Source organism: Pseudomonas sp. 1 R 17 (assembly GCF_900067035.1).
GTDB classification, from domain to species: Bacteria; Pseudomonadota; Gammaproteobacteria; order Pseudomonadales; family Pseudomonadaceae; genus Aquipseudomonas; species Aquipseudomonas marginalis.
In genome coordinates, this window is record NZ_FKLB01000050.1 from 115,410 (window position 1) to 141,334 (window position 25,925).

25 protein-coding genes and 3 pseudogenes are annotated in these 25,925 nt (G+C 54.5%); 10 read left to right on the forward strand and 18 right to left on the reverse strand.

Annotated elements, in window-relative coordinates:
• The first annotated feature begins 288 nt into the window (after positions 1–288).
• A complete protein-coding gene (locus BFP99_RS17735; protein ID WP_045156204.1) occupies positions 289–1,200 on the forward strand; it encodes a LysR family transcriptional regulator in 912 nt (303 codons plus the stop codon).
• 219 nt (positions 1,201–1,419) lie between these two features.
• Positions 1,420–2,577: an alpha/beta hydrolase family protein gene (locus BFP99_RS17740; RefSeq protein ID WP_065947822.1), complete on the forward strand. Its 1,158-nt coding sequence runs from the start codon at positions 1,420–1,422 to the stop codon at positions 2,575–2,577.
• Between the two features lie 184 nt (positions 2,578–2,761).
• Here BFP99_RS17740 and BFP99_RS32245 read toward each other — a convergent pair.
• The 14 genes and pseudogenes from BFP99_RS32245 to thrC all read right to left on the reverse strand — a co-directional run.
• Positions 2,762–3,006: pseudogene (locus BFP99_RS32245) on the reverse strand (amino acid ABC transporter permease); the annotation flags it as partial.
• A gap of 98 nt (positions 3,007–3,104) precedes the next feature.
• Positions 3,105–4,283, reverse strand: coding sequence for a M20 aminoacylase family protein (locus BFP99_RS17745; protein ID WP_065926042.1), 1,179 nt, complete (start codon positions 4,281–4,283; stop codon positions 3,105–3,107).
• 180 nt (positions 4,284–4,463) lie between these two features.
• A complete protein-coding gene (locus tag BFP99_RS17750) occupies positions 4,464–4,967 on the reverse strand; it encodes an Lrp/AsnC family transcriptional regulator (protein ID WP_065926041.1) in 504 nt (167 codons plus the stop codon).
• 12 nt (positions 4,968–4,979) lie between these two features.
• Positions 4,980–5,741: an ABC transporter ATP-binding protein gene (locus BFP99_RS17755; protein ID WP_065926040.1), complete on the reverse strand. Its 762-nt coding sequence runs from the start codon at positions 5,739–5,741 to the stop codon at positions 4,980–4,982.
• Between the two features lie 52 nt (positions 5,742–5,793).
• Positions 5,794–6,504, reverse strand: a complete 711-nt coding sequence (locus BFP99_RS17760) for an ABC transporter permease (RefSeq protein WP_065947823.1) — start codon at positions 6,502–6,504, stop codon at positions 5,794–5,796.
• Complete coding sequence (locus tag BFP99_RS17765) at positions 6,501–7,229, reverse strand: ABC transporter permease (RefSeq protein WP_065926136.1); 729 nt, start codon at positions 7,227–7,229, stop codon at positions 6,501–6,503. The genes BFP99_RS17760 and BFP99_RS17765 overlap by 4 nt, the downstream gene beginning before the upstream one ends.
• A 52-nt stretch (positions 7,230–7,281) precedes the next feature.
• Positions 7,282–8,046, reverse strand: a complete 765-nt coding sequence (locus tag BFP99_RS17770) for a transporter substrate-binding domain-containing protein (RefSeq protein WP_235865577.1) — start codon at positions 8,044–8,046, stop codon at positions 7,282–7,284.
• 195 nt (positions 8,047–8,241) lie between these two features.
• Positions 8,242–8,559, reverse strand: a complete 318-nt coding sequence (locus tag BFP99_RS17775) for a DMT family transporter (RefSeq protein WP_065926037.1) — start codon at positions 8,557–8,559, stop codon at positions 8,242–8,244.
• A gap of 182 nt (positions 8,560–8,741) precedes the next feature.
• Positions 8,742–9,944, reverse strand: coding sequence for a trans-sulfuration enzyme family protein (locus tag BFP99_RS17780; RefSeq protein WP_065947825.1), 1,203 nt, complete (start codon positions 9,942–9,944; stop codon positions 8,742–8,744).
• Positions 9,945–9,982: 38 nt separating this feature from the next.
• Positions 9,983–11,518 (reverse strand): amino acid permease, encoded by a 1,536-nt coding sequence (locus BFP99_RS17785; protein ID WP_065926035.1) that lies wholly within the window; start codon positions 11,516–11,518, stop codon positions 9,983–9,985.
• A gap of 101 nt (positions 11,519–11,619) precedes the next feature.
• A complete protein-coding gene (locus BFP99_RS17790) occupies positions 11,620–13,038 on the reverse strand; it encodes an aldehyde dehydrogenase family protein (protein ID WP_065926034.1) in 1,419 nt (472 codons plus the stop codon).
• Between the two features lie 2 nt (positions 13,039–13,040).
• Complete coding sequence (locus BFP99_RS17795) at positions 13,041–14,090, reverse strand: homoserine dehydrogenase (protein WP_065926033.1); 1,050 nt, start codon at positions 14,088–14,090, stop codon at positions 13,041–13,043.
• 128 nt (positions 14,091–14,218) lie between these two features.
• Positions 14,219–14,656 (reverse strand): Lrp/AsnC family transcriptional regulator, encoded by a 438-nt coding sequence (locus BFP99_RS17800; protein WP_065926032.1) that lies wholly within the window; start codon positions 14,654–14,656, stop codon positions 14,219–14,221.
• Positions 14,657–14,670: 14 nt separating this feature from the next.
• A complete protein-coding gene (gene thrC, locus BFP99_RS17805; protein ID WP_065926031.1) occupies positions 14,671–16,071 on the reverse strand; it encodes a threonine synthase in 1,401 nt (466 codons plus the stop codon).
• Between the two features lie 239 nt (positions 16,072–16,310).
• On the opposite strand from thrC, the gene BFP99_RS17810 reads away from it, so the two are divergent.
• Complete coding sequence (locus tag BFP99_RS17810) at positions 16,311–16,793, forward strand: DinB family protein (protein WP_065926030.1); 483 nt, start codon at positions 16,311–16,313, stop codon at positions 16,791–16,793.
• A gap of 206 nt (positions 16,794–16,999) precedes the next feature.
• On the opposite strand, the gene BFP99_RS17815 is transcribed toward BFP99_RS17810, so the two are convergent.
• Positions 17,000–17,695 carry a B3/B4 domain-containing protein gene (locus BFP99_RS17815; RefSeq protein ID WP_065926029.1) on the reverse strand — a complete coding sequence of 232 codons (696 nt, stop codon included), beginning with the start codon at positions 17,693–17,695 and terminating at the stop codon, positions 17,000–17,002.
• Between the two features lie 160 nt (positions 17,696–17,855).
• Here BFP99_RS17815 and BFP99_RS17820 point away from each other — a divergent pair, with 160 nt between their 5' ends.
• Entirely contained in the window at positions 17,856–18,458 is a 603-nt protein-coding gene (locus BFP99_RS17820; protein ID WP_065926028.1) for a helix-turn-helix domain-containing protein, read from the forward strand.
• 91 nt (positions 18,459–18,549) lie between these two features.
• Here BFP99_RS17820 and BFP99_RS17825 read toward each other — a convergent pair.
• A pseudogene (locus BFP99_RS17825) lies at positions 18,550–19,416 on the reverse strand (M20 family metallo-hydrolase); the annotation flags it as partial.
• Here BFP99_RS17825 and traD point away from each other — a divergent pair.
• Together traD and BFP99_RS17835 are read left to right on the forward strand one after the other, a co-directional pair.
• A pseudogene (gene traD, locus BFP99_RS17830) lies at positions 19,407–20,432 on the forward strand (conjugative transfer system coupling protein TraD); the annotation flags it as partial. The pseudogenes BFP99_RS17825 and traD sit on opposite strands and share 10 nt — an antisense overlap.
• Before the next feature lie 10 nt (positions 20,433–20,442).
• On the forward strand, positions 20,443–21,186 hold the full coding sequence (locus BFP99_RS17835) for a TIGR03747 family integrating conjugative element membrane protein (protein ID WP_065926027.1): 744 nt from the start codon (positions 20,443–20,445) through the stop codon (positions 21,184–21,186).
• 7 nt (positions 21,187–21,193) lie between these two features.
• Here the strand turns inward: BFP99_RS17835 and BFP99_RS17840 are convergent, their stop codons facing one another.
• Positions 21,194–21,418: a hypothetical protein gene (locus tag BFP99_RS17840; protein ID WP_065926026.1), complete on the reverse strand. Its 225-nt coding sequence runs from the start codon at positions 21,416–21,418 to the stop codon at positions 21,194–21,196.
• A gap of 395 nt (positions 21,419–21,813) precedes the next feature.
• On the opposite strand from BFP99_RS17840, the gene BFP99_RS17845 reads away from it, so the two are divergent.
• From BFP99_RS17845 to BFP99_RS17855, 3 genes are all read left to right on the forward strand, one after another.
• Positions 21,814–22,146: an IS66-like element accessory protein TnpA gene (locus tag BFP99_RS17845; protein WP_003173944.1), complete on the forward strand. Its 333-nt coding sequence runs from the start codon at positions 21,814–21,816 to the stop codon at positions 22,144–22,146.
• Positions 22,143–22,478: an IS66 family insertion sequence element accessory protein TnpB gene (tnpB, locus tag BFP99_RS33655; protein WP_003177794.1), complete on the forward strand. Its 336-nt coding sequence runs from the start codon at positions 22,143–22,145 to the stop codon at positions 22,476–22,478. The genes BFP99_RS17845 and tnpB overlap by 4 nt, the downstream gene beginning before the upstream one ends.
• A gap of 81 nt (positions 22,479–22,559) precedes the next feature.
• A complete protein-coding gene (locus BFP99_RS17855; protein WP_042944682.1) occupies positions 22,560–24,089 on the forward strand; it encodes an IS66 family transposase in 1,530 nt (509 codons plus the stop codon).
• A 17-nt stretch (positions 24,090–24,106) separates the two neighbouring features.
• Here the strand turns inward: BFP99_RS17855 and BFP99_RS17860 are convergent, their stop codons facing one another.
• Complete coding sequence (locus tag BFP99_RS17860; RefSeq protein WP_003429427.1) at positions 24,107–24,565, reverse strand: winged helix-turn-helix transcriptional regulator; 459 nt, start codon at positions 24,563–24,565, stop codon at positions 24,107–24,109.
• Between the two features lie 96 nt (positions 24,566–24,661).
• Here BFP99_RS17860 and BFP99_RS17865 point away from each other — a divergent pair, with 96 nt between their 5' ends.
• A complete protein-coding gene (locus BFP99_RS17865; protein WP_065947525.1) occupies positions 24,662–25,609 on the forward strand; it encodes an aromatic alcohol reductase in 948 nt (315 codons plus the stop codon).
• Positions 25,610–25,925: the final 316 nt, after the last annotated feature.

The following is a 25,925-nucleotide window of genomic DNA, read 5'->3' on the forward strand; positions in this document are numbered from 1 at the left end:
GCACCCCGCTTACGGGAACCGTGCCAGGCGGAGCGCTGCCGAGGCGGGTCTTGAAGTCGATGAAGCGTCACGCCAACCGACTGTGGGCCGATACTGAAGGGGCAAAAACCCACTGACTAATCGCTTGTCGGGATGCGACCTATCGGCAAATGCGATACCTGGCTGCGCGGCGCAAGTGACATGGAAAATCGAACCAGGCGTCGTTCGATTCATCCATTCACGGGACTTGACGCCGCGATAGGAAGGCCGGAAGGTATTTACAAAATAAATACAAAAATCGAGACCGCCATGCGCTTTAACCACCTGGATCTCAATCTCCTGGTGGCGCTGGATGTGTTACTGGAAGAGCAGAACATCACCCGCGCTGCCGAACGCCTGCACATGACTCAATCCGCCACCAGCGGCGTACTGGGCAGGCTGCGCCTCTACTTCGAAGATGAACTGCTGGCGCAGGTCGGGCGCAAGATGCAGCCCACGCCCTATGCCCGCGAGCTGGCGGCGCCCGTACGCCAGGTGCTGCTGACGATCCAGTCCTCGATCACCGCCAAACCAGTGTTCGACCCCGCCACCAGCAAGCGTCATTTTCGCCTGATCACCTCGGACTATCTGATCAGCGTCCTGTTTGCCCGGGTGATCCAGAAGATCTCCCTGGAAGCACCGCATATCACCTTTGAACTGCTCGGCCCTGGCGACACGTCCACCGAGATGCTGATGCGCGGTGAGGCCGACATGATGATCGTGCCTGAACACTACCTGATCGAAGGCCACCCCTCGCAGCTACTGTTTGAAGAAGAACACGTCTGCGTAGTGTGGGACGGCAACACGTTGGTGGGCGACAGCATCAGCCTCGACCAGTACATCGAGATGGGCCATGTCTCGGTGATTTTTGGCCGCAACCGGCAACTGAGCGTCGAAGAATGGTTGATGAGCCAGTATGGTTTCACCCGCCGCATGGAAGTGGTGACCCATGATTTCAATACTCTGCCGCAGCTGATCGTCGGCACCCAACGCGTCGCCACCATGCTCCAGCGCATGGCCAGGCTCTACGCCAACTACCTGCCGCTGCGCATCGTGCAGCCACCAGTAAAAATCCCGGTCATGCGTGAGTTCATGCTCTGGCACCGAACCATGGAAGGAGATCCGATGCACCGTTGGTTGCGGGCGAAAATCAGTCAGATCATTAACGAGCTGGAGCAGTAGTCGCTCCCGCTGCTCGGCGGCGAGCCAGGATTCATGCGCGCGCCGAGACTCAAGCCAATGGCGCATGTGCGCCCTATCGCCGTTCGCAATACCTCCCATCCTGACTCGCGATTGGCCAAACAATGGGCCTCACCTTAGCCTGCTTCGAACCGTCAGGTCTGGCGTACCCCGCTCCGGATTTGGCCGCCTGCCTTTGCTTGCACAAGGACAATAACAATCATGTTTCGCTACTTCCCGACCAACTACGTGTGGAATCTTTCCGTCGACCTGGCCATTGAAATGGGCGCCCGCATCGGCGAAATCGAGAAAATGTGCGCGCCGCTGCAAGAAGCCGCCAAACAGCCGGATGCCGCCGGCAGCAAAGCCTTCCGTGAAACCTGGGCGAACATGGCCGACAAGCTGTGCGGCCTGGCGGAAGAAGACGAAGGCAAGGGTCGACTGTTGTCTGCCGGTGAAAAATACAACCGCGCCGCGACCTATTACCTGAGCTGCGAACGCCTGCAGGCCCACGGTGCACCGGGCCGCACGGAGCTGTACCAGCGCTTTCTGCACACCTTCCAACGGAGTATCGAACTGGCACGGGAAAATTGCGAGCGCGTTGAAATCCCTTACGAAGGCAAACACCTTTCCGGTCTGCTGGTCCGTGCCGAAGGCGTCAGCGGCCCAGCGCCGATCCTGGTGCAGGTCAATGGACTGGATTCCACCAAAGAAATGAAATACCGCGTCGGCCTGCCCGCCTGGCTGGCCAAACGTGGCGTGTCATCGTTGATCATCGACCAACCCGGGACGGGCGAAGCGCTCCGGCTACATAATCTGACTGCGCGTTTCGACAGTGAGCATTGGGCCAGCCGCGTGGTGGATTGGCTGGAAACCCGCGACGATGTCGACGCCAAACGCATCGGCCTGGAAGGTGTGTCGCTTGGAGGCTACTACTGCCCGCGCGCGGTAGCCTTCGAGCCGCGCTTCGCGTGCGGCGTCGTATGGGGGGCCAACCATGATTGGCGTGATGTGCAGAAACGTCGAATGGAAAAGGAAGGCAGCTTCCCGGTGCCGCATTATTGGTCGCATGTGTCTTGGGTCTGGGGTGCCAAGGACACGGACGAGTTCATGACCATCGCCGAGAACGTTCATCTGGACGGCATCCTGGACCGCATCAAGGTGCCCTTCCTGGTCACCCACGGAGAAAAGGATTCGCAGATTCCATTGAAGTGGGCCCACCGCACTTACGAACAGTTGGTCAACAGCCCCAAACGCGAACTAAAAATCTTCACCGAACGTGAGGGCGGCGTGCAGCATTCGAGCTTCGACAACAGTATCAATGCCGGCCAGTACATCGCCGACTGGGTGGCTGAGGTACTCGGCGGTCGTACTGCATGACTATTCGTTTCAAACTTGAGCCAACGCTCGTTGCGGAAATGCTTCTGTGCCGGGCAGCGCCTATCGCTCTGGAATCGATGACCCGCCACTACCGTTAAAAAAGCTTCCCCGTCTGGCCTGCCGCAAAATCTTCGCAACGGCCAGATGGGGAAGCACACAGCATGATGGGACAGCTATCGAGTGGATAGGTGTCCGCTTCGGTGTAGTCGATCAGGTGTTGAGCGATGCCGAAACCTGCACTGCAATCAAGGAAGCTGAAGCCCGGGGTAAAGCCCACACTTCTGGAGGTTGGTCTGGGTACTGTCGAACAGAAACAAGCCGATTGCTACGATGGCAATAACGGCAATACTCTGGAATAGCCATGCACGCACTTTTGGGATCAGTCCAGACTGATCCACATGGGCGCGAGCCATCTGCAGGAGTTTGCATAGGACCCTCTCCATCAGCACGCTGGCAGAATACGATGGAGCAGGGTAAAGAAAAAATGGTGCTGGATCGGTTAGGTACTGCACCTGGTCTCGACCGACTCAAACCAGAAACTGTTCAACTAACCGAACCCAGTAACTAGCCCCAGTCCCCAGGCAGTCATCGTTGAAGTCGTAGCCTGCGTTATGCACCATGCACCCCCCCTCCCCATCACCATTACCGATAAAGAGATAGCTGCCAGGACAATGCTCAAGCATCACTGCAAAATCTTCACTGGCAGCGATGGGTGCCATGTCTTGAATCACCCCTTCTTCTCCCAACCAATCTACAGCGACCTGACGGGCAAACGCAGTAAGCTGAGGATCATTTATCAGGGGCGGCAATGATTCTCCCCTATCAACCTCCACACTGACACTGGCGCCGAAGCTAAGCGCCTGAGCTTGGGCAACCTGAACAATCCGCTTGAGAAGGTCAGCTCGAACGTTAGGCTTCAAAGCGCGAACGCATAGTTGGAGTACCGCATGCCCCGGAATAACGTTGGGCGCCTCACCAGAATGAAAGGAACCCACAGTGATAACCGCCATCTCCAGAGGATCCGTATTGCGCGACACAATACTTTGCAGCGCCATGACAATTGCCCCTCCAGTAAGTATGGGGTCAATGGCTTTATGTGGCATTCCTCCATGCCCACCCATACCATCAATTCGAATTTCAACAGTATCAGTAGAGGCCATGAACGGCCCGGCCCGAAAACCCAACTTCCCTACTGGCAACCCAGGCATGTTGTGCATGCCGAACAACGCATTACAGGGAAATCGCTCCAGGAGACCATCATCCAGCATTTTCTGCGCGCCCCCATCGCTTTCTTCGGCAGGCTGAAAGATGACCACCAGCGTACCGTCGAACTGCCGGCTGTTGGCTAGGTGCTTCGCGGCAGCCAGCAGCATTGCAGTATGGCCGTCATGACCACAGGCATGCATGGCACCTGGATGCTGGCTCGCATACGGCAATCCAGTCTGCTCCAGAATCGGCAACGCATCCATATCTGCCCGAATACCAATGATCTTACGTCCACAACCATGCTGCAAACGCCCTACGACACCGGTCCCCCCAAAACCACGATGCACCTCAAATCCCCACGACTGGAGCTTGGCAGCAACCAGATCTGAGGTTTTGAACTCCTTAAGGCTGAGCTCCGGATAAGCATGAAGATGGCGGCGCAACTCAATCATTTCAGCTTCAATGGCACGGATACCAGGCAGCATGGGTCGAACGATCATGGACTTCACCCGTTTCAGAGAAGGGAGGCTCGCCTGCAAAGTGCGAGAATATAAAATTTCTTCAACGTTAAGTGCTGCGAGCTCTGCCCAATCATAGGGAGGCAGAAAGCAGTACTTTATGACTGAACTTCTGATTGGCAATCATCATGGTTTATCCATAGGCTTGGAGTGTTGTAATTGTTATTCGATACCAAGGTGCGTCGATGAAGGCTTGATGACGGCCAACTCTGGATAGGCCGCCAGTTTCTCGATATACAGCTCAGCACTTTCCAACCAACGTTCAGTGAGCGAGCGGAAATGCCCCATATCCCGGCAACGCATGCGTAGACAGTAATCAAGCGCACCACTGATGAGCTGGCACTCAATGACTTGCGGGCAAGCAACGGCTACGGCTTCAAACGCCTTTTGCCCGCAGAGCCCCTTGCCATCAGCCAATCCAACCAGCACCAGCAGAGATAAACCAGGTGAGAGCTTGTGCTCGTCGATGAAGGCCCCATAGCCACGGATGACCCCTAGCCTTTCCAGCTTACGTACACGTTGCTGGCAAGGGCTCTCACTCAGGTTCACCAATGAGGCGAGTTTTTTATAAGTGATACGCCCGTTATGGCGCAGCACATCAACGATCGCCTCGTCGATACGCCCCAACGTTGCAACAGCCATCTGGGTTTCACTTGCAGTTTTCATACAGAAGGTTTTTCACTTCAGCCCATTAGACAAAAATTGTTGCAGACGCTCACTGCGCGGGTTATCCAGGATCTCCGGCCCGCCTTGCTCTTCGACAAGCCCCTGATGAAGAAACAGCAGTTGGTTCGAAACCTTGCGGGCAAATCCCATTTCATGGGTCACCATGATCATGGTCCGCCCTTCTTCTGCGAGCCCTTGGATGACTTTCAACACTTCGCCCACCACTTCAGGGTCCAGCGCAGACGTAGGCTCGTCGAACAGCATGACTTCAGGCTCCATCGCAAGTGCGCGAGCAATGGCCACCCGTTGCTGTTGCCCCCCGGACAGAAACGCTGGGAATTGATCGGCAACACGGGCAGGCAGTCCCACCTTTTCCAAGTATCGCCGGGCACGATCTTCCGCATCTTTTTTGCTCACACCCAGCACCCGCCGAGGAGCAATGGTGATGTTGTCCAACACGGTCAGGTGGCCCCACAGGTTGAAGTGCTGGAACACCATGGCCAGGCGGGTGCGCAATCGTTGCAATTCACGGTCATCCGCCACGCGCAGCCCCAAATGGTTTTTGACCATGCAGATCGGTTTGCCATCCAGACTCATGGCACCGTCGTTGGGTGTTTCGAGAAAATTAATGCAGCGCAGGAACGTACTCTTTCCAGAGCCACTGGCGCCGATCAGGCTGATCACGTCGCCTGTTTTGGCATGCAGGGATACGCCCTTGAGCACTTCATGGCTACCGTAACTTTTGTGTAGCCCTTCAACAGTCAATTTGTACATGTTTGCAGTCATCCTCTAACGCGGATTGGAGCAGCAGTGTCAGCTACTGGGCTCAGTGAGTCGGACCAAGAAAAGCCAACCAGTGACGCTCGGCGATTCGAAACAGGCCGACCAGGGCAAAGGTCACCGCCAGGTAAATCAATGCCGCAATCCCAAACGATTGAAAGGTCAAGAAGGTCGCGGAGTTCGCGTCGCGGGCGACTTTAAGAATGTCCGGCACCGTTGCGGTGAATGCCACCGTGGTCGAGTGCAGCATCAGGATGACTTCGTTGCTGTAATACGGCAGCGAGCGACGCAAGGCTGATGGCATGATCACAAACGCATAGAGCTTCCAACCTGAGAGGCCATAAGCTTTCGCAGCCTCAACCTCGCCATGGGCAATGTTGCGAATTGCCCCTGCAAATATCTCCGTGGTGTAGGCGCAAGTATTCAGGGCAAAAGCAAGAATGGTGCAATTCATCGCATCGCGAAAAAACGCATCAAGCACAGGTTGTGTTCGTATGGCAGCCAGGCTGTAGATCCCCGTGTAGCAGATCAACAACTGAATGTAGAGCGGCGTCCCCCGGAACAGATAGGTGTAGAACTGCACCGGCCAGCGCACATAAAACCTGGGCGACACTCGAGCGATGGACAGCGGAACCGACACAATAAAGCCGATGAACAGTGAGGCACTGAGCAGCCACAAGGTCATGGCCAGCCCGGTTATTTGCTGACCATCGCTGTAGAAGAAAGGCCTCCAGTACTCCTGTAGAAGTTCAATCATCGCACCGCCTCCCTTGAACCTGCTGCGTAGTGCCTTTCCAGGTAGCGCAGTACAACATTGGAGAGGCTGGTGATGACCAGGTACGTCAAGGCAGCGAGCACCAGGAAAAAGAACAACTGGTAGGTGCTTTTCCCCGCATCCTGGGCGGCTTTTACCAGGTCAGCCAAGCCAATGATCGAGACCAGTGCAGTGGCCTTGAGAATGACCATCCAGTTGTTGCCAAGCCCAGGCAAAGCGAACCGCATCATTTGCGGGAACATCACGAAGCGAAAACGCTGAGTACGGCTTAACCCATAAGCCGTGGCCGCTTCGACCTGGCCGCGAGGGACTGCCAGCATCGCGCCGCGGAAGGTCTCGGTGAAATAAGCACCGTAGATGAAGCCAAGGGTGATAACCCCCGCGACAAAGGGGTTGATCTCTATGTATTCCCACCCCAGAGCCACTGTAATCAGGGTCAGCCAGGTTTGCAGGCTGTAGAAAATCAATAACATCAGTACCAGATCCGGCACCCCCCGGATCAGTGTGGTGTAGAGCTGCGCTGGCAGACGTAGTAGCTTGAGGCTGGACAGTTTGGCGCTGGCCCCGATCAGCCCCAGCAGCACACTCAGCGCCAGGGAAGAAAGGGACAGCTTGACGGTCATCCAGGCGCCTTCGAGCAGTAAAGGGCCAAACCCCTTCAGGCTGAATGCAGAGAGCCCCAGCACGCCTAATAGTGTGTCGAACATGATCAGCAACCTATAGCGAAAAGCGCCCATCCAGGGGGTGAGCGCCGGGTGGTTATTTGCCGCTGTAAAGATTCAGATCGCCGAAGTGCTGCTTCTGGATCGAATCGTAGGTGCCATCTTCGTGCAGGGCCTGGATCGCTTTATCGAGCAATGCCTTGAGTTCCACGTTGCCCTTGGCAACGCCGATGGCGGTTTTGGAGGGAAGATAAGGGCTCTCGACGGACGGGCTGATTTCGTAATCGGCACCCTGCGGCGAGTTGAGAAAACCTAACTGGGCCTGTAATGCGTCCTGCAGGGATCCATCCAGCCGCCCCGCTACGAGGTCGTAATACACTTGGTCCTGGTTCTGATAGGACTGAATTTTAACGCCTGCTTTATCCAGAACAGCTTTTGCATAGGCTTCCTGGATGCTGCCCTGGAAGTAGCCGACCGTTTTACCCTTGAGTGACGCTACGTCTGCGTTGAGGCCCGAACCTTTTTTGAACACGTAGGCCGTGAACCCAGAAAACAATTCATTTGAAAAGTCGATGGCTTTTGCGCGCGTTGGCGTCACTGTCATGGATGAGAGAATACCATCGAACTTACCGGCTCTGAGGCCTGGGATCAGACCGTCAAAATCGCTCTCGACCCAGATGCATTTAACTTGAAGTTTGGCGCAAATCGAATTACCCAAATCAATGTCAAACCCCTTGAGGCTGCCATCAGCCGCTTTCGACTCGAAGGGCGCGTAGTTAGCATCCACGCCAAAGCGCAGGATTGTGTAATCTTTGGCCCACGCCACATTCAAACACAGTGGAAAGAGCGCGATAAAACACATTTTTCTTAGCGAGTTCATATGTACATCCCTAGGTATTGTAATTGGATTCAAGGGCAGTAAAAATTCTATAGCTGAACACATAGCTCCGTAAGTTATTATTATGAGGCGATCGCCTTATTACCAACACTACATTGGCAATGCCACTTCAGAGAATATGGCAAACTGATCAATTTCATGAGCAAAATGCTCGAAAATTTATGTCGAAGCCACTTTCATCATCACCAAACCGGAAACAATTAAAATCGCGGCAGCCACTCGCAGAATACTGGCTGGCTCTCCGAGAAAAGCAATGCCAACTAAAAAAGCGCCAACCGCCCCGATACCCGTCCAGATCGTATAAGCGGTGCCTAGCGGAAGACTTTTCATCGAGAAGGAGAGCAGCGCAAAGCTGGCTACCACCATAACCAAAGTCACAATGGTGGGTACTACGCGTGTAAAGCCCTCAGATTGTTTCATTGAAAACGCCCAAACCACTTCGAGCAGCCCAGCAACAATCAAGCTTATCCAAGCCACAATTAATCCCCCTAAGCCCCGTTAACTAAAAATCACCTTTCTCGTTTCAGGCAAGATTCGGCAACACATGCGAAAACTTATCTAAAATTAAAAAGACCCCCGCATGTACGGGGGTAAAGACGGGTTGACCAAACCCTGTGCGTGATACTGTAAGACAAAAACCAATAATCAAATTTGCCAGGTCATTTGAACGTTTCATCCAAGGCAAGGCAAATATCTTTAATCAGATCATCTGCGTCCTCAAGCCCCACCGATAAACGCAAGTGGCCGTACTCCTGAAATTCCTTGGGATACTTGTCAAAGCCGCCACGGCCCTCAGCGCCTACATGAACAATGAGCGTCTCATCATGGCCCAGTGAAACGGCAGACGTAATAATGCGCAAGTTAGAAACAAAGCGATTTTGGGTGTCTGGATCACCTTTCACTGCGAAGGCCATCATTGCCCCAAAACCACGACCGGCAAATTGCCGCTGAGCTAATTCATGCTGCGGATGAGAGGCAAGCCCGGGGTAATAAACATAGGCAATACGGTCATCTGACTCGAGATACACAGCCAGTTTTTCCGCATTGCTCAGGTGCTGCTTCAAACGCAAAGGCAGGGTGACTGAGCCCCGCATGATTAACCAGGCATTGAACGGCGAGATGGTTGCCCCAAGGTCAACCAGTGCATCGTGCTTGATGTGATTCATCATCTTGGTAGAACCCAAGACCACACCGCCCATCGAGTCACCATGACCGTTAATGTATTTGGTCAACGAATGAACAACCAGGTCTACACCATGCTCACTGGCACGGAAAAAAGGTGGCGGTGTAAACGTCGCATCTACAGAGATCAACGCGCCCTGAGCGTGCGCAATCTCGGCCAAGGCAGCAATGTCCGCGACCTTGGTCGTAGGATTCGCGATCGTTTCAGTGTGAAGCAGCTTTGTATTGGGCCTGAATGCCTGCCGGACAGCGTCCAGATCGCCCATATCTACAAACGTTGCTTCAATACCATAGCGCTCAGGCAGAAGCTCGGCGAACAACCGCCATACGGCTTCATAGGTGACATCACTCACAAGGACATGGTCACCACTTTTCAAAAATGTAAAAAACACTGCATGCAACGCAGCTACGCCGGTTGCAAACACAACACTAGACTCAGTCCCCTCAAGTGCTGCGAGCTTTTTCTCCAGGCACACTTGGTTGTGCCCTTGGTTACGGGTATACACAAGGCCATCTGGGCTGGACCAATCCATTGTCGAAGGATCCTCCGGCAGTAGATAGGAGTTGGCCATGACTAATGGCGTACGCACCGCGCCGGTCGTCGCGTCGATTACGTTACCCCCATGAACAGCCAGTGTGGCTGCAGATAGCGTGGTCAGATTTTTCTTGTCAGGACGCATGGGTCTATTCCTCCAAAGGGCATTGTCGTTGTGCTTGTTCAATTTTGAAGTGGAGTACCTGAGTGGCGGAGAGCCTGATCAACAGGGACCAAATCCTGGTTCTCATCGAATACCAGTGCCCCTGATTCAATCCCACGCACACGGCCACGTACCATGTACCAACCGACTACAAGCACTGCGGCGTAGATGGGCAGCGAAGCAATTGAATACGTCCCTACGGGATAATCCATCGCAATCAGTACCAGCACCAAACCAAAGAAAATAAGCGTGGCGTAACCACTGTACGGAGCGAAAGGCATACGAAACTGCGGTCGTTCCAACTCCCCAAGCTGGGCATACTTGAAAAGCTTGATTTGGCACAAAATGATCGTTGACCATGAACCAATCAGCATCACAGCGGTGAGGGTCAATGCAATTTCGAATGCTTCCCCGGGAACAATTGCATTGAGAAAGACCCCGATCAGGGATGCGACGGTTGTCAGCATGATGCCGGCGAATGGAACCCCCTGACGATTCATCTTCGCCAGAAAACCAGGCGCTGAACCACTGATGGCGAGGGACCTTAGTACTCGACCGGTTGAATAGATGCCCGCATTCAAAGATGAAACAGCCGCCGTGATGAGGACCATATTCATAATGGCGTCCGCGCCCTTGATTCCCAGTGAGCCAAAAAAGGTTACAAATGGACTGACACCTGCTGAATAGGCTGTGTGGGGGAGTAGCATTGCCAACAGCAGTATGGAGCCTACATAGAAAACAATGATGCGGAACACCACTGCACGAATGGCCTTCGGCATGACTTTAGCAACATCCTGGGCTTCACCCGCGGCAGTACCGACTAACTCCACACTTCCGTAGGCGAATATCACCCCTTGGATCATGATGACTGCGGGCAAAAGCCCTGCTGGAAACCATCCGCCATTGTCGGCGATGAGTTGGAATCCAACTTCATGTCCCGGAAGTGGCGTGCCAAACAGGACCATATACACGCCTATACCTAGAAAGGTAGTCAAGGCAGCCACTTTGATCAGGGCAAACCAGAACTCGAGTTCCCCGAAAATCTTTACCGACACCAAATTAATTGCGGTGACGAGGGCTAACGCGGCAAGTGCAAGCAACCACTGCGGAATATCGCCCATAACGGGTAGATAGGCCTTGAAGAAGTTCAGATAGAGCGCGATGGCAGTAAGGTCAGCAATCGCTACCATCACCCAATCGGTCCAGTACATCCAACCCACTGTAAACGCCCATTTCTCCCCATAAAATTCTCGAGCGTAAGAAACGAAAGAACCGGATGAAGGCCTGTACATCACAAGCTCGCCCATAGCTCGAATGATGAACCAGGCAAAGAAACCACATAGTGCAAAGACAAATACTAGAGAAGGCCCCGCCTCTGCGAGACGCGCTCCGGCGCCCATAAAAAGCCCGCTGCCAATCGCACCACCAATGGCTATCATCTGGACCTGGCGCGGCTTGAGCACTTGTTGGTAACCCGATTCCTCAGCGCTGAAGTCTGTTCTTCGAGCGACACGGGATGCCTGCTCGGGCGCAGGATTAAAATCGCTGATACTCATCTCTGTTACCTTTTTATTTTTATTCTGAACGCGACTCTTCAAGGCAGAAGAGTCTCGCCAAGGATCGCACTGAAGCGTCAAGTCCTGCAGGAGCGACTTGTTTAGTTCTCACTCACGCCGTTAATGCACACCACTTTGGGTTGCGTCATATCTTCATAGGCGAAACGCACACCTTCGCGGCCCATGCTCCCGTACTTGAAACCACCGAAAGGCATTGCGTCGAATCGATAGTCCGAGGAGTCGTTGATCATGACGCCGCCCGCTTCAAGTCGCTTGGCTGCCTTCATCGCAACATTCAAATTACTGGTGAAGATCCCCGCGTGCAGGCTGTATTCAGGTTCGTTGGCAAGCGTCAGGGCCTCGTCCAGGGAACCAATGCTCTGAAGTATCACGACAGGACTGAACACTTCCTCGCACCACAGTTTGCAGTGGCGGTCGACGCTTTCCAGAACAGTGGGCGAATAAAGCGAACCGTTACGTACATTGCCGAACAGCAGCGCCGCGCCTCTGGCAATCGCGTCATTCACTACTTCTTCAGCATGCTTGGCTGACGCCTCAGTAATCATAGGACCGACATCCGTCTGATCATCTGCAGGATTACCCACGATCAACTGACTGGTTTTCTCAACGAAGCGCGCCTTGAACGCTTCGTAGAGTGGCGCCTCGATTAAAATCCGCTGAGTACCAATGCAATTCTGCCCGGCCGCCCAAAAAGCCCCCGACACACAAGCGTCGACTGTTTCATTCAGATCGCAATCAGCCATCACGATAACCGGGGCATTTCCCCCAAGGTCCATCGCCAGCTTTTTAAGCCCAGCCGTGCGCGCGATTTGCTCCCCGGTAACGAAACCACCTGTGAAAGACACCATACGCACCGCACGGTGTGCGACCAGGGCCTTGCCCAATGCAGCCCCTCCTGTGGCGACTGTTACAACAACAGGCGGCAGGCCAGCCTCGATCAGGCAATCCACCAGCTTGATCGCCGAGAGTGGTGTGAGCTCGGACGGCTTGAGAACAACCGCGTTCCCGCCCGCAATGGCAGGGCCCAACTTATGGGCGACCAGATTGAGGGGATCGTTGTAAGGAGTAATCGCGACGATTACACCCAGGGGCTCGCGAGTGAACCATCCCTGGCGAGATTCGGATCCCACATAAGCATCGAAAGGGATCACTTCGCCCGCATTGCGCTTGGCTTCTTCCGCCGACAACTTCAACGTATTGACGCAGCGCAATACCTCTTTCTTTGCCTGCTTCAGTGTTTTGCCCGACTCCGCCACAATCAGTCGGGCAAAGGCGTCCTTATCACGCTCAACCGAGAACGCCGCCTGTTCCAATATACGTGCACGTTCGTGTCGTGGCAGGTCCTTGGCAATCAACGCACCCAAAATAGCGGTGTCGACTATTGTGGTGGCGGATGAAGCAGGCATGTCGACCACCTCACCCACTTTGCTACCGTCAAACGGGCTATGCACAGTGATCGCTTTATAATCAGCAGCCAGTGAAATACTCAAGCTATTCATGATTACTTACCTGACTGGGTTTTGTGCTTGTGAATGCTCACAATATCGGCGAGTAGAGCGAAAGCCGTTTCAAAACGACCCGCACCCGCGCCCACCACAGTGACAGGGCCAAGAATGGCGGTATTGAAAGTGATGGCGTTGGTAGCCCCGCTCACACCGGCAAGTGCGTCAGTGGCGGGCAATAACTGCGGGCTCACGGAGGCATAAATGGAGCCATCACTCAGCTTTTCTGCGCTGCCGATAAGCTTCCATCGAGCATTGGCTTTTGTCGCTTCGGTAATGTCCTGGGCGGTAATCTCGGAAATACCCTTGCACAGGACATCGCTAGGCTTGAGCTTTGCGCCGAGTAACTCATTCGCCAAAATGACGACCTTTAGACGAACATCATGCCCTTCCACATCGGCTGTTGGATCTGCTTCGGCATAACCTAGCGCCTGGGCCTTCGCAACAGCACTGGAGAAGTCCAGCCCCGTCTCCATACTGGAGAGGACAAAGTTCGACGTGCCGTTGAGAATTCCTTTGAAACCGCTGATTTCCGAGCCTGCGAGAGATTCCTTAGCCAACCGGATAACTGGCGTTCCGCTCATGACAGAACCTTCGAACTCAAACTGAGCACCGGTGCTTTGGGCAAGCGCCTTCAAACTTTGCGCATGCAGCGCCACTGGACCTTTGTTGGTAGTCACGACGCTGATGCCCTTCTCCAGGGCCCAACGGCAGAACGTAGTGGCTGGCTCGCCGTCCACGGGATTGGTAAATGTAGCCTCAGCAACGATATCGGCACCCGCAAACCGAATGACGGACTCATTGGCAGGTTCATCACTGCCGCCTCGCAGGGCTTTGAGACTGCCTTTGGCTGCAGGCACCGCGGCCAGCTCATGAGCATCCAGACCGTCTTTGTTGATAACCGAGCCAAGAAAGAGATCACTGACGCCGATAATCTTCAGAGTAAACCCCAGCTCATCTGCCCAGCGCGAATTCTTATCAGCGATAAGCTGAGTCAGCGCGCGGTTGACGCCACCGAAGCCAAGCAAAGCAATTTTATATTCAGTCACGACAAAGATCTCATTGTTATGTTTGGGTGCTGAAATAGTAAGTCGCCAACGCATTTTCACGAATATGGCAAACAGAACGTAATTGCGAGCAAAATGCTCGTTCGGCAGCGCACTTTGCTTTATCCATACTACTTGGTGCAGGATAAAACGAAGGACGTCACAGTATTTAGGACGCCTGGCAGCGCTGAGATTTCACTCCAAACTCTATGGATACGGTCTGAACTCATCGCCTCGACCGTCAATACAATATCAAGGTCGCCGCTCATCACATTGCATGAAATAACCTCAGGCATCGCTATGACAGAACGGACAACGTCAGCATCACGCATTCTATCTTTACGATAAACGAAGATTAAAGCGTTGATCGGCCCAGCATCCGCCGAGGGCATTCCTTTAATAATCGTATACCCTCTGACGTATCCATCACGCTCCAATCTTTCGATTCGCAGCCTGACCGCATTCCTCGACAAGTTAACTTTCATCGCAATATCATTGTGAGCCAGCCGCGCGTTACGCGTCAGCTCTTCCAATATTTTCTCGTCAACCTTATCTAACACACGTTTCATCTCTAACTCCAAACTTATAACGAGCGAGACTCCGTGTCTGTGGACAACGTCCCGATGAGCTGCTTAAGAGCGCCAACATCGTTAGGGATTGAAACACATCGATAATCAGGCCCAGGAAGAGCGCCGATCCCTTTGATGACCCCCAGCGCATCTGTTTCATCAGCCGCTGCGGCACTCTTGGAGGGATGTGTCGTCGCCAGACAGATCATCGGGATAAGCAAGCTACGCCTACTGGCACGCGCCGCTCGCAAACCAATTGCAGTATTGGGGCTGATCAGATAACCACTTTGCGCAAACACCTCATGAATGGTCCGGAAAGCATCTGCGTCCTCCACGGCCAGCGAGTCGAAAAGCTTACGTGCCTCCAACCATTCATCTTGCTCTAACTGAATCGAACCCTCCCCCTCTAACAACTCCATATTCCTGGCTACTTTTTCTCCGCGGCGGTTAAGAATACTCCACTGCATGCGTTCAAAATTCGAGGCCAATGAGACGTTCATACTAGGCGTATTAGTAATACGAATCTCACTTCGGCTATAGAGATTAGTTTGCAGAAAATTATGCAATCCCGCATTGACATTGGTGGCAACGATCAATTGCCGAATCGGCAATCCCATTTCCCTGGCAATATAACCCGCGTATAACGCTCCGAAATTGCCGGTGGGTACACTGAAGGCTACTGCCCTGTCAGGCGCGCCTAATTGAAGTGCTGAGTAAAAATAGAAGGGAAGATGTGCAAGCACTCGCACCCAATTCACGGAATTGAAGGATATCAGTTGCTGCGTTTCGGTATTGTGTTTGAAGAACTGTTCGCAGAGGCGATGACAATCGGAATAATCCCCTTCGACAGCAACATTAACTATGTTTTCTTCACCCGCGCTCAATAAGCGGCGTCTATGCTCTTCCGTTATTCCTCTCGAGGGATGCAGCACAATAACGGTCACACCTTGCATACCGGAGAAGGCTTTTATAGCCGCAGCGCCTGTGTCTCCACCGGTGCAACCTACAACAAGCGCTTTCTTGCCAGATCTCAACAAGTCGTGCCCAACCAGGCGAGCCATCAATTGGAGACCAAAGTCCTGATAGACGCCAGCTGGCCCATGAAACAATTCCAATATCCACTCGTTGCTCGCCGTTTGGTAAAGCGGTGCAACCGCTCTGCTTTTGAAGCAGTCGAACGTTTCCTCGAGAATCTGAGGCAGCTGATCTTGAGGTATCCAACGGCCTACAAACGGCTCAATCACGTGACGTGCCAGTTCATGGAAAGGCAGCCATTCCAGCTTGGAGAGATCTTCCCTTTTGAAGTGAGGAACCTTGAGAGGAACGAATAACCCTCCATCCGGGGCATACGCCCCCATGAGCACATCACCAAAGTCGAATGTTTTGCCGGGTGTCCGCGTACTGACGTATTTCATAACTTGAGACACCCTCTCGCAATCTCTGAGCTAGCCGCCTCTCTGGCGGTGCCCTGCTGAAATCCAACACCACGATTTAAATCGCTTGTCATCCAGCTTCCATCTATTGACTATAAAAGTCAATATAGTGACCATTGCATTTATCCACCAGCTTTTTTCAGCCAACCGCAACGAAGTCTCTGGCGCTACCTCGCCAGGTAGCGCGGGACACCTGTCAGCTAGAAATCAGGGAGAACACCATGAGCGCCAAAAACCTTCTGCATTCGCTTTACCAGTACAAGGCATGGTCTGAGGAGGAACTATTCAAATACTTGAAAGCCTCAGCGGCAAAATCCTATCCAGACGAAATGGCGAAAGCGATGTATTGGCTCAACCACATCAACATTGTTGATCAGTTGTTCATCGCCAGACTGAAAGGAAAGCCGGACGAATTTGACTCCGTCGTGACCGACCAACCGCAGGACTTGAGTCAGCTTGAAGAGCAATTCTCCAAGGCGAATCAATGGTTTGTCGAATACACCAAAGCCGTCACGCCAGCGGAACTGGCTGATCACGTGACGTTTACTTTCAAGGACGGAAAGCCTGGCAACATGACTAAGGAGCAAATACTGGCGCATGTGCTATCCCATGGCCTGCAACATCGGGGGAGTGTCGCAACGATCTTGCCAGGCGAGATCCTGCAGGATCACAAGGACCACTTCACTACGTTTCTGAAACGCTAGAAACCTGTTCGCCTGCCTCATGGAACATGATTGGCAGGCGCCCTCTTTCTATGTAGGAAGCCGGGTTCAGCTCAGTTCCAGTTCGTCGATCACAGCGGCAATTTGCTTACGCCCTTCTCATCCACGCCCTGTTCATTCATAGGCGTCAAGGGAAATGCGCTAAGGCCGGTAAATATCATTCATGACTCCAGGGTTTCGTCTTTTGACTAATTAGATCCAGGACCAATCAGTGAGCTTTCAATTTGAACGCCTGGCATCATCAGTTGCAGGCCTTCGATAAGCTTGTCGCCTGCCTCTGTCAGCGCTTCAAGAGGCATCGCCGGCAAACTTTCCAGAATGAACCACATCTGTTTTGCACCAGAACCCAGGCGTGTTCTGACACCTTGCCGCCAATTCCAACGACGGCATGTCACGCCTTTATCATCCCGCCATACCACTTCGCCGGCGTCTGGATACTCGTGAGCGGGAGCGCCTTCTTTCACGGTGTCAAAAGGCTCGGTACCGTCTGCGACGACGAGCCGCGGAGTGCCCACATAGGCGTCTATATTTTCCCCGCCTACAGGGATCGCGTACTCGATACTGATGGCATTGTAGAGGTCAACGATGGGGTCCAGGCTCGGTAAGCTGCCGTCTCGTAGAACACGCTTGCGCAATGCTTCAGCCGAGCAAGGCGTGCGTTGTGGCTTGGCCCCAAACTTTCGGAAGGTCTCAGCCCAGGCTGCCAGATGCGCCTCTCCCCAAGCGGGCCCGCTTGCCAACACTGCCTGGCAAGCGCGGTCCAAGGCCTCTTGAGCGACACCAGGGTTGGTCAGGGGCGCAGCCTTCACAACGATACTCAGCGCCCGGAAGCCCGGTGCCAAATCTGCAACAGATTGGTCAATTAACGGCAGTACGGACAGCATCAAAAACCTCCAATGATCTACATGTGGTTTCATGCTATCCATTAGCGACCAAATAAGTCAATATATCGACTATACCAATAAGATCCCGCCACTGAGCAGATTGACGACACCAGCAGCAAGCGTCGAGAATCCCTCCAACTCTCTCCCATGACCCTGAACAATGACCCTAAACAACGTTATATCGACCACGCCCGGCGCCGATGCTCAGACTGTGGGCCTGGCAGTTGCGCGCACGCTCAAACAGGCACGAAAGAATCAGAAAATCACCTTGGATGAGCTATCTCGCCGCTCAGGCGTAAGTAAAGGAATGGTCGTCGAAATTGAGAAATGCACGGCTAACCCGAGCATAGGCATCCTGTGCAAAATCGCCGCCGCGTTGGGGCTTTCTGTTGCAGACATCGTCAATGTGACAGACGCCCCTGCTGCCCATATGATCGACAGCCAGGAGATCCCCACTCTCTGGACTGGTGATCTGGGCGGGACAGCCCGTCTTCTTGCAGGGACCACAGGGCCTAACATGATTGAGCTGTGGCGCTGGGAAATGTTTCCAGGGGAGTCCTTTTCGTCACAAGGGCATCCTCAGGGCACAATTGAATTATTTCATGTCGAGAAAGGGACGCTTAAATGTGTTGTCGGGGACACTGAATTAGTCATCCACGCAGGTTGCTCAGCGGTCGCAAAAACAGATGTTCCACACTCCTACGCCAATGCGGGTAGATCCAAGCTGGTTTTCACCATGTCAGTTACAGAAATTCACCAGTGAGCAAACCTCCAGCTTATGAGAGCTGGCAATCCCGATCGGACAGCGCTAATTGTCACCCTACCGAATCGCTTCAATGTTTCCCAAGACTCATTCAGATCATTGGCTCAGCATTGCTCTTGGCCAATAGTGCCTGGAGCAACACATCTGCGCCCGCCGTCGACCACTCCGGCGAAATCTCCTCTGCCTCGTTGTGGCTCAGCCCGTCCACGCACGGCACGAAAATCATCGCCGTCGGCGCCACCTGGTTCAGGTAGCAGGCGTCATGCCCGGCACCGGAAATCATCGGGCGATGGCTGTATCCCAGTGCCTCCGCAGACGCCTGCACCACGGCCACGCAATCACTGTCGAAGGCAATCGGCGCGTACAGGAAGATCTGCTTCACGTTGTGCTGCAAACCGATGCCCGCAGCAATACGCGCCACAGCGTCGCGCAATTGCTGGTCTTGACGCGCCAGCACTGCTTCGTCCGGGTGACGGAATTCCACGCTGAAAAACACCCGCCCCGGCACCACGTTGCGCGAGTTGGGAAAGATATTCGTCATACCCACCGTGGCCCGCCCTTCGGCGCCCTGCTCCAGACCCAAGCCATTCACCGCCTCGGCCACGCGGGCAAAACCGAGCAACGCATCCAGGCGGTGGTCCATCGGTGTGGTACCGGCGTGGGCGCTGCGCCCGCTCAACTCCACCTCATACCAGCGCTGGCCCTGGGCGCCGGTGACCACGCCGATGGTAATGCCCTGCGCTTCGAGGATCGGGCCCTGCTCGATATGCAGCTCAAACGCGGCATGCACGGCCTGGCCGCCCACCGCATGCGGGCCGGCATAGCCAATGTGCTGCAACGCCTGGCCGATGCTGCCCCCGGCCTTGTCCTTGCGGGACAGCCCATATTCCAGGTCAAACACCCCGGCATACACGCCCGACGAAATCATCGCCGGGGCAAAGCGCGAGCCCTCTTCGTTGGGAAGCAATCGTACAGATCGAAGAAGGCATCAACGAACGCAACACGCCCCGCCATATGCTCGGCCGCGACCGTCGGGTGGTGGTAATCGAGCAATACCTAAGCCTGGTACCGCTGTTTGATCCAGTACTCGAAGGCCTGCGTAGTGCCGTGCGTTACGAGCGCACGTTCTTCGATAAGATCGTCGCCTCCCTGCTGCCGCTGTTGGAAAAATTGACCAGCGGCAGCATTGCCCAATTACTGGCCCCGGACTACACCGACCTCAACGACGCACGGCCAGTCTTCGATTGGATGCAGGTGGTACGCCAACGAGCAGTGGTCTACGTCGGCCTGGACGCGTTGTCGGATGCGGAGGTTGCTGCTGCCGTGGGCAACTCGATGTTTGCCGACCTGGTCTCGGTCGCCGGCCACCTTTATAAATTCGGCCTGGATGATGGCCTGCCTGGCGCGACAACCAACGCCACGGCCGCAATCAATGTCCATGCTGACGAATTCAGCGAACTGATGGGCGACGAGTTCATTCCCATGGTCAACAAGGGAGGCGGCGCCGGTATGCAGGTCACCGCCTACACCCAGACCCTCAGCGATATCGAAGCACGTCTCGGCAACCGCGCCAAGGCAGGCCAAGTGGTGGGCAACTTCAACAACCTGATCATGTTGCGCGTACGTGAAACGGCCACCGCAGAGCTGCTGACCAAACAACTGCCAAAGGTCGAAATCGCCGGCATCTCCCCCATGAGCAGCGCCACTGACAGCTCCGATCCACACGGACGAACAGCATTTACCTCCAGCAGCATGGATCGCATCACCACCAGCGTACCGCTGCTGGAACCCGCGCATATCGTCGCATTGCCCAAAGGCCAGGCCTTTGCCCTGCTCGAAGGCGGCATCCTGTGGAAACTGCGGATGCCGTTGCCTGTACATGAGCCAGATGCCGATATGCCCAACAATCTGCTCGACCTGGCTGAACACATGCGCCGCCAATATGGTGAGAATCAAACAATCTGGCACAACGAAAGCCGCCGTCATGCGTGATCCGGCCAGCGTTGCCCAGCAACAGCAGGCTCGGCAGCAAGGATTGCTGCTCTCCCTGGTCTCCCTACCATTGCGGTTTATTGGAGTGTTGTTGGGGTCTCTGCTGCTGTGTCTGGCGATCGAACTGATCGGAATGCATCTGTTCTGGACGGAGCAAGGCTGGCGGCATGCACAAGGGATGATGAATTTCGAACTGCAACAGCTTTCATCCTACTTCACCCGTAGCGTGGTGGTGCAGGAGCCGGGGCGCAGCGCGTACAGGATGGTGGACTTGCTACACCAGAACCTGTTGCTGGAAAGTGGGCTGCCTGACTGGTTGAAGCAGGTGAACGATCAGGCCAAAGAGGCCAACACAGCAACGGGGTTCAATGCCACTTTGGCTCAAGCCGTGGTGTACATGGAGGGGTATGTGCTGGCGACGTTCTACACCTTAGCGACGTTTCTATTGCGATTGCTGGTGTTGATATTGACCTTGCCGTTGTTCGTACTGGCGGCGTTAAGCGGACTGGTGGATGGGCTGGTGCGGCGGGATTTGCGCCGCTTCACTGCGGCGCGGGAGTCGGGGTTTCTGTACCACCGGGCACGGGCGATGATTCTGCCGTTGGCAGTGTTGCCGTGGGTGGTGTATTTGTCGCTGCCCATCAGTGTCAATCCGATATTGATGGTAATACCAGCGGCGACAATTCTTGGAGCTACCATCAGCGTAACCGCGAGTAGCTTCAAAAAATATCTGTAAAGGTCTATCAAAGACACTCAAGTTGAATCGCGCCTGTTTTTATTACCCAATCATTGCCAAGCTTTACTGGCTTGAATCGAGGGACACCAGGCATGTCTTGGTGCGGCAGCAAAAAGTAGCCAGATCCATCGGCCATTGGCTCAATGTGAACGATATACCTTCCAACATCCTCTGCGGTCCAACCAATATCCGCAGCGATTATCGCGTGATTCGAAGCGTTACGAATGACCATCACGACATCCTTGACTCGTGAGATTGAGTTCAAAGCATAGCTCAAGCCCGCCTGTGCTCAATGCCCAGTCAGTAAGAACGCTATTCGATGCTGATTTTCACATCTGGCTCTGATTTCAGAGTTGGGCGACGTAGTTCAGGATCGCCTGCATCAAGACAACGAAATTGCAGCTCCGCATTAGCATTTAGGCACTCTGCCACAGCAATGTACTTTGCAGCCATAGAACACTTCGGTACACCGATAAGGGACAGACGCCATTTCCCATTCAAAGGAACATCGCGCCCAGCCAAAGGTAACCGTCCGAGCAACACATCTTCCTGATGCCATCGGTTAAGGCGATGGTGTCCACCTAAATTTAAGTGGACACCATTTTTAGCCTTTTTAAGCGGACGCCCATGCCACAAGAACGCCGTTCCTATTCCAAGTCCTTCAAGGCCCAGGTCATTACTGAGTGCGCCCATCCTGACACTTCAATTGCCAATGTCGCCTTGACCCACAACCTCAATGCAAACCTCGTCCATAAATGGATTCGGGTGCATGCGCAGAAAAACCTGGCACTGCAAACTGCCTTCATCCCGGTCAAGACTTCGCCGCCGGTGCCGATGCATCAGGCCCTTCCTGCCACGATCCGAATCGAAGTGCCGCATCCAAAAGGTGTAGTCGTGGTGAGTTGGCCAGCAGAAAATGCAGCGGCGTGTTCTGCTTTCCTACGAGACCTGCTGCGATGATCCGCGTCGATTCCATCTGGCTCGCCACCGAGCCCATGGACATGCGCGCCGGCACTGAAACCGCGCTCGCACGAGTCGTGGCGGTGTTCGGTGCGGCGAAGCCGCACTGTGCCTATCTGTTCGCCAACCGCCGCGCCAATCGAATGAAAGTGCTGGTGCATGACGGCGTGGGGATTTGGCTTGCCGCCCGGCGTTTGAATCAAGGACGCTTCTTCTGGCCGGGTGTGCGACACGGCTCCGAAGTTGAGTTGGATGCCGAGCAACTTCAGGCCCTGGTGCTCGGTTTACCTTGGCAGCGCGTCGGTGCAGGCGGAATCATCTCGATGCTTTAACATCTGCCATGGCGTGCTTGCCAGCGCAATTGGCCCATCAGTCTATCGTCGCCATCAGCCCTCTCTGGCAAAATCGGCGGCATGACTTTGCATCCAAATCTCGATCAATTAAACCCTGAACAGCTGCGTGCCCTGGCGGCGCAGTTGATCCAGCGCGTCGAGACAATGGACAAGCAAATCACTCATCACAAGTCGGTCAACGAGAAACTGGCCCACGAGATCGCGCTGCTCAAACGCTTCAAGTTTGCCAAGCGCAGCGAGCAGTTGAGCCCGGATCAAGCCAGCCTGCTCGACGACTTGATCGATACGGATATCGCCGCTATCGAAGCCGAACTTGAGGCGCTGCAACCGGCACCTGTCGAAGCCAAAGTGCGCCAGCAACCCAAGCGCGCACCGCTGCCACCGCAGTTTCCTCGCACACTGATCCATCACGAACCGGACAACAGCCACTGCCAGTGCGGCTGCGCCCTCAAGCGCATCGGCGAAGACGCCAGCGAAAAGCTCGACTACACGCCCGGCGTATTCACCGTCGAGCGTCACATCCGTGGAAAGTGGGCCTGCGAGCAGTGTGAAACGCTAATCCAGGCGCCGGTACCGGCGCACGTCATCGACAAAGGCGTCCCGACCGCAGGCCTGCTGGCCCACATCATGGTGGCCAAGTTCGCCGACCATCTGCCGCTGTATCGCCAAGAGAAAATCTTCGGCCGCGCCGGGCTGCCCATCGCCCGTTCGACACTGGCGCAGTGGGTGGGTCAAACCGGCGTACAACTGCAACCGCTCGTGGAAGCACTGCGCGAGGCAGTGCTGGCCCAGCGAGTCGTCCATGCCGATGAAACACCCGTGCAGATGCTGGCACCGGGTGAAAAGAAAACGCACCGAGCGTATGTCTGGGCCTACTGCACGACACCATTCTCGGCACTGAAGGCGGTAGTCTACGACTTCAGCCCGAGCCGTGCTGGCGAACATGCGCGCAACTTCCTGGGCACTTGGAACGGCAAGCTGGTCTGCGATGGCTTCGCAGGCTACAAGGCCGGCTTCGAAGGGGGCATCACCGAAATCGGCTGCATGGCCCATGCTCGCCGCAAGTTCTTCGACCTGCATGTGGCGAACAAAAGCCAACTGGCCGAACAGGCGCTGCACTCAATCGGCGGCCTATACGAGGTTGAACGAAAGGCCAAAGAGATGAGCGATGAAGATCGCTGGCGATTACGTCAAGAAATGGCGATTCCTATCGCGGAGAAGTTGCATGAGTGGATGCTGGCTCAGCGCGAACTTGTGCCCGAGGGCTCGGCCACAGCCAAGGCTCTGGATTACAGCCTGAAACGCTGGGTAGCGCTGACGCGCTACCTCAATGATGGTGCTGTGCCCATCGACAACAATCGGGTCGAAAATACGATCCGGCCTTGGGCCCTTGGCCGTTCGAATTGGCTCTTCGCCGGATCACTGCGCAGCGGTAAACGAGCGGCGGCAATTATGAGCTTGATTCAATCGGCACGCATGAATGGGCATGATCCGTTCGCGTATCTCAAGGATGTACTGACGCGGTTGCCGACACAGAGGGCCAGTGCAATTGACCAATTACTACCGCATCAATGGGCACAGGGCTCCTAACACGCTATGAGCTACATTCAGTCCGACGCGTCTGAATCTAATGGTGTCGATGGAGGTATTTGCCATGCGGGTTTTTTGTCATCCTGACTGTCGAAAATACGCCGCGCCTTGCGGAAATCCTCAACGTTCTCGACAACCCAAGTCCAGATAGGTGACATGCGGATCAACAGTCCCATACCCAGCGGCGTCAGCTCATACTCGACACGTGGCGGAATCTCACCGAACTCCCGCCGAACCACTAGCCCATCCCGCTCCATGGAGCGTAGCGTCTTGGTTAACATCCGCTGAGTCACCCCAGTCATCTGCCTTTTTATTTCGGCATGGCGCATCGTGCCGTAAACCCCCAGGGCATGCAGAATACCTAACGACCAGCGGCTACCTGCGTGAGCAAGCACTTCTCGTCTGACGCCATCATCGTCTTCTCTAAGCGTTCGGCAAATTGTTTCTGCCTGGCTGAGAGCCTCCTGATCGGTCATTTCATTCTCTGGTATCACAGGTGTGCCTTCTTACGAACGTTGCCTAATCGTGCAAGCATTTGTTCATCTTACAGGCAACAGGTCTCAGGAGAAATCATGACCGAAGTGACCCAGCTTTCCCCCCAATCCATTCTCGTTCTAGGCGCCGGTGAGCTTGGGCTGCCGGTTCTGCGCAATCTTGCGCGAGTAGCAAAGCGCGCGCCCGGCTCCACAATCAGCGTCCTGCTCAGGGATTCGACCATCAACACTCAGGTGCCCGAGAAAAAGGTCGAAATCGATGAGCTTCGAGGTCTTGGCATCCAGATGGTGGCCGCAGATCTCGTGAATAATTCAATCGATCAGTTGGCTGAAGTGTTCGCACGGTTCGATACCGTAATAGGCTGCGCAGGCATGGTTGCAGGCCGGGAAACCCCGATGAAGCTGGCTACAGCAGCTCTCAAGTCCGGTGTGAAGCGCTACTTTCCTTGGCAGTTTGGTGTCGACTTCGAGGTAATCGGTCGGGGCAGTCCTCAAGATCTGTTCGATGCTCAGCTTGATGTACGCGAATTGCTTCGCGCCCAGGATAAAACTGAATGGGTAATCATCTCGACGGGTATGTTCACCAGCTTTCTATTCGAGCCAGTATTCGAGGTGGTTGACTTCGAAAACGATACCGTGAACGCGCTAGGCAGTCTTGAGACCAGCGTGACGCTCACGACTCCAGAAGACATTGGTGCGTTGACAGCGGAAATTGTTTTCTTCGAACCTCGCTTCCGCGATCAGATTGTGTACCTCTCGGGAGATACAGTGACGTACGGAGAGGTTGCGAGCCTCCTCGAACGTGTACTGGGTCGCCCGTTCAAACGTAACGTGTGGACTGTTCCGTACTTGCTCCAAGAATTGGAGAGAGACCCAACGCATCACATCAAGAAGTACCGCGCTGTGTTCGCCCAGGGCAGAGGCGTGGCCTGGCCTAAAGCAGGCACTTTCAACGCGCAGCAGTCGACTCAAGTCACGACCGCTGAGGAGTGGGCCCGTGCAAATCTGGCAACCTCATCAGCATAAGGGCAGTAGCTGAACGAACGTTCTCGCGCTCGGAGTTGACCTGCTAAAAAGCTCCTCAGTCTGATAATGGGCGCTGATAACCGAAGCTAAGGCGCGGAGAATGGGTCTGGTAATCCAAGACGACCGAATCTTTATCTTATCCGCACCATCTGCCGAGGTCTGAGGCGTCCCACTTCACTATCTATTGAGTTTTCTAAGCGCGAATTCCGAACCACGGTGACTTAACCAAGCGCTTACTAAAGCCTTGCAAATGAGCGTGGTTTTGAGGAGCACGGGGGAGAATGGTGTGGTCAAGGTGTGTCTGCCGGACGCTTAC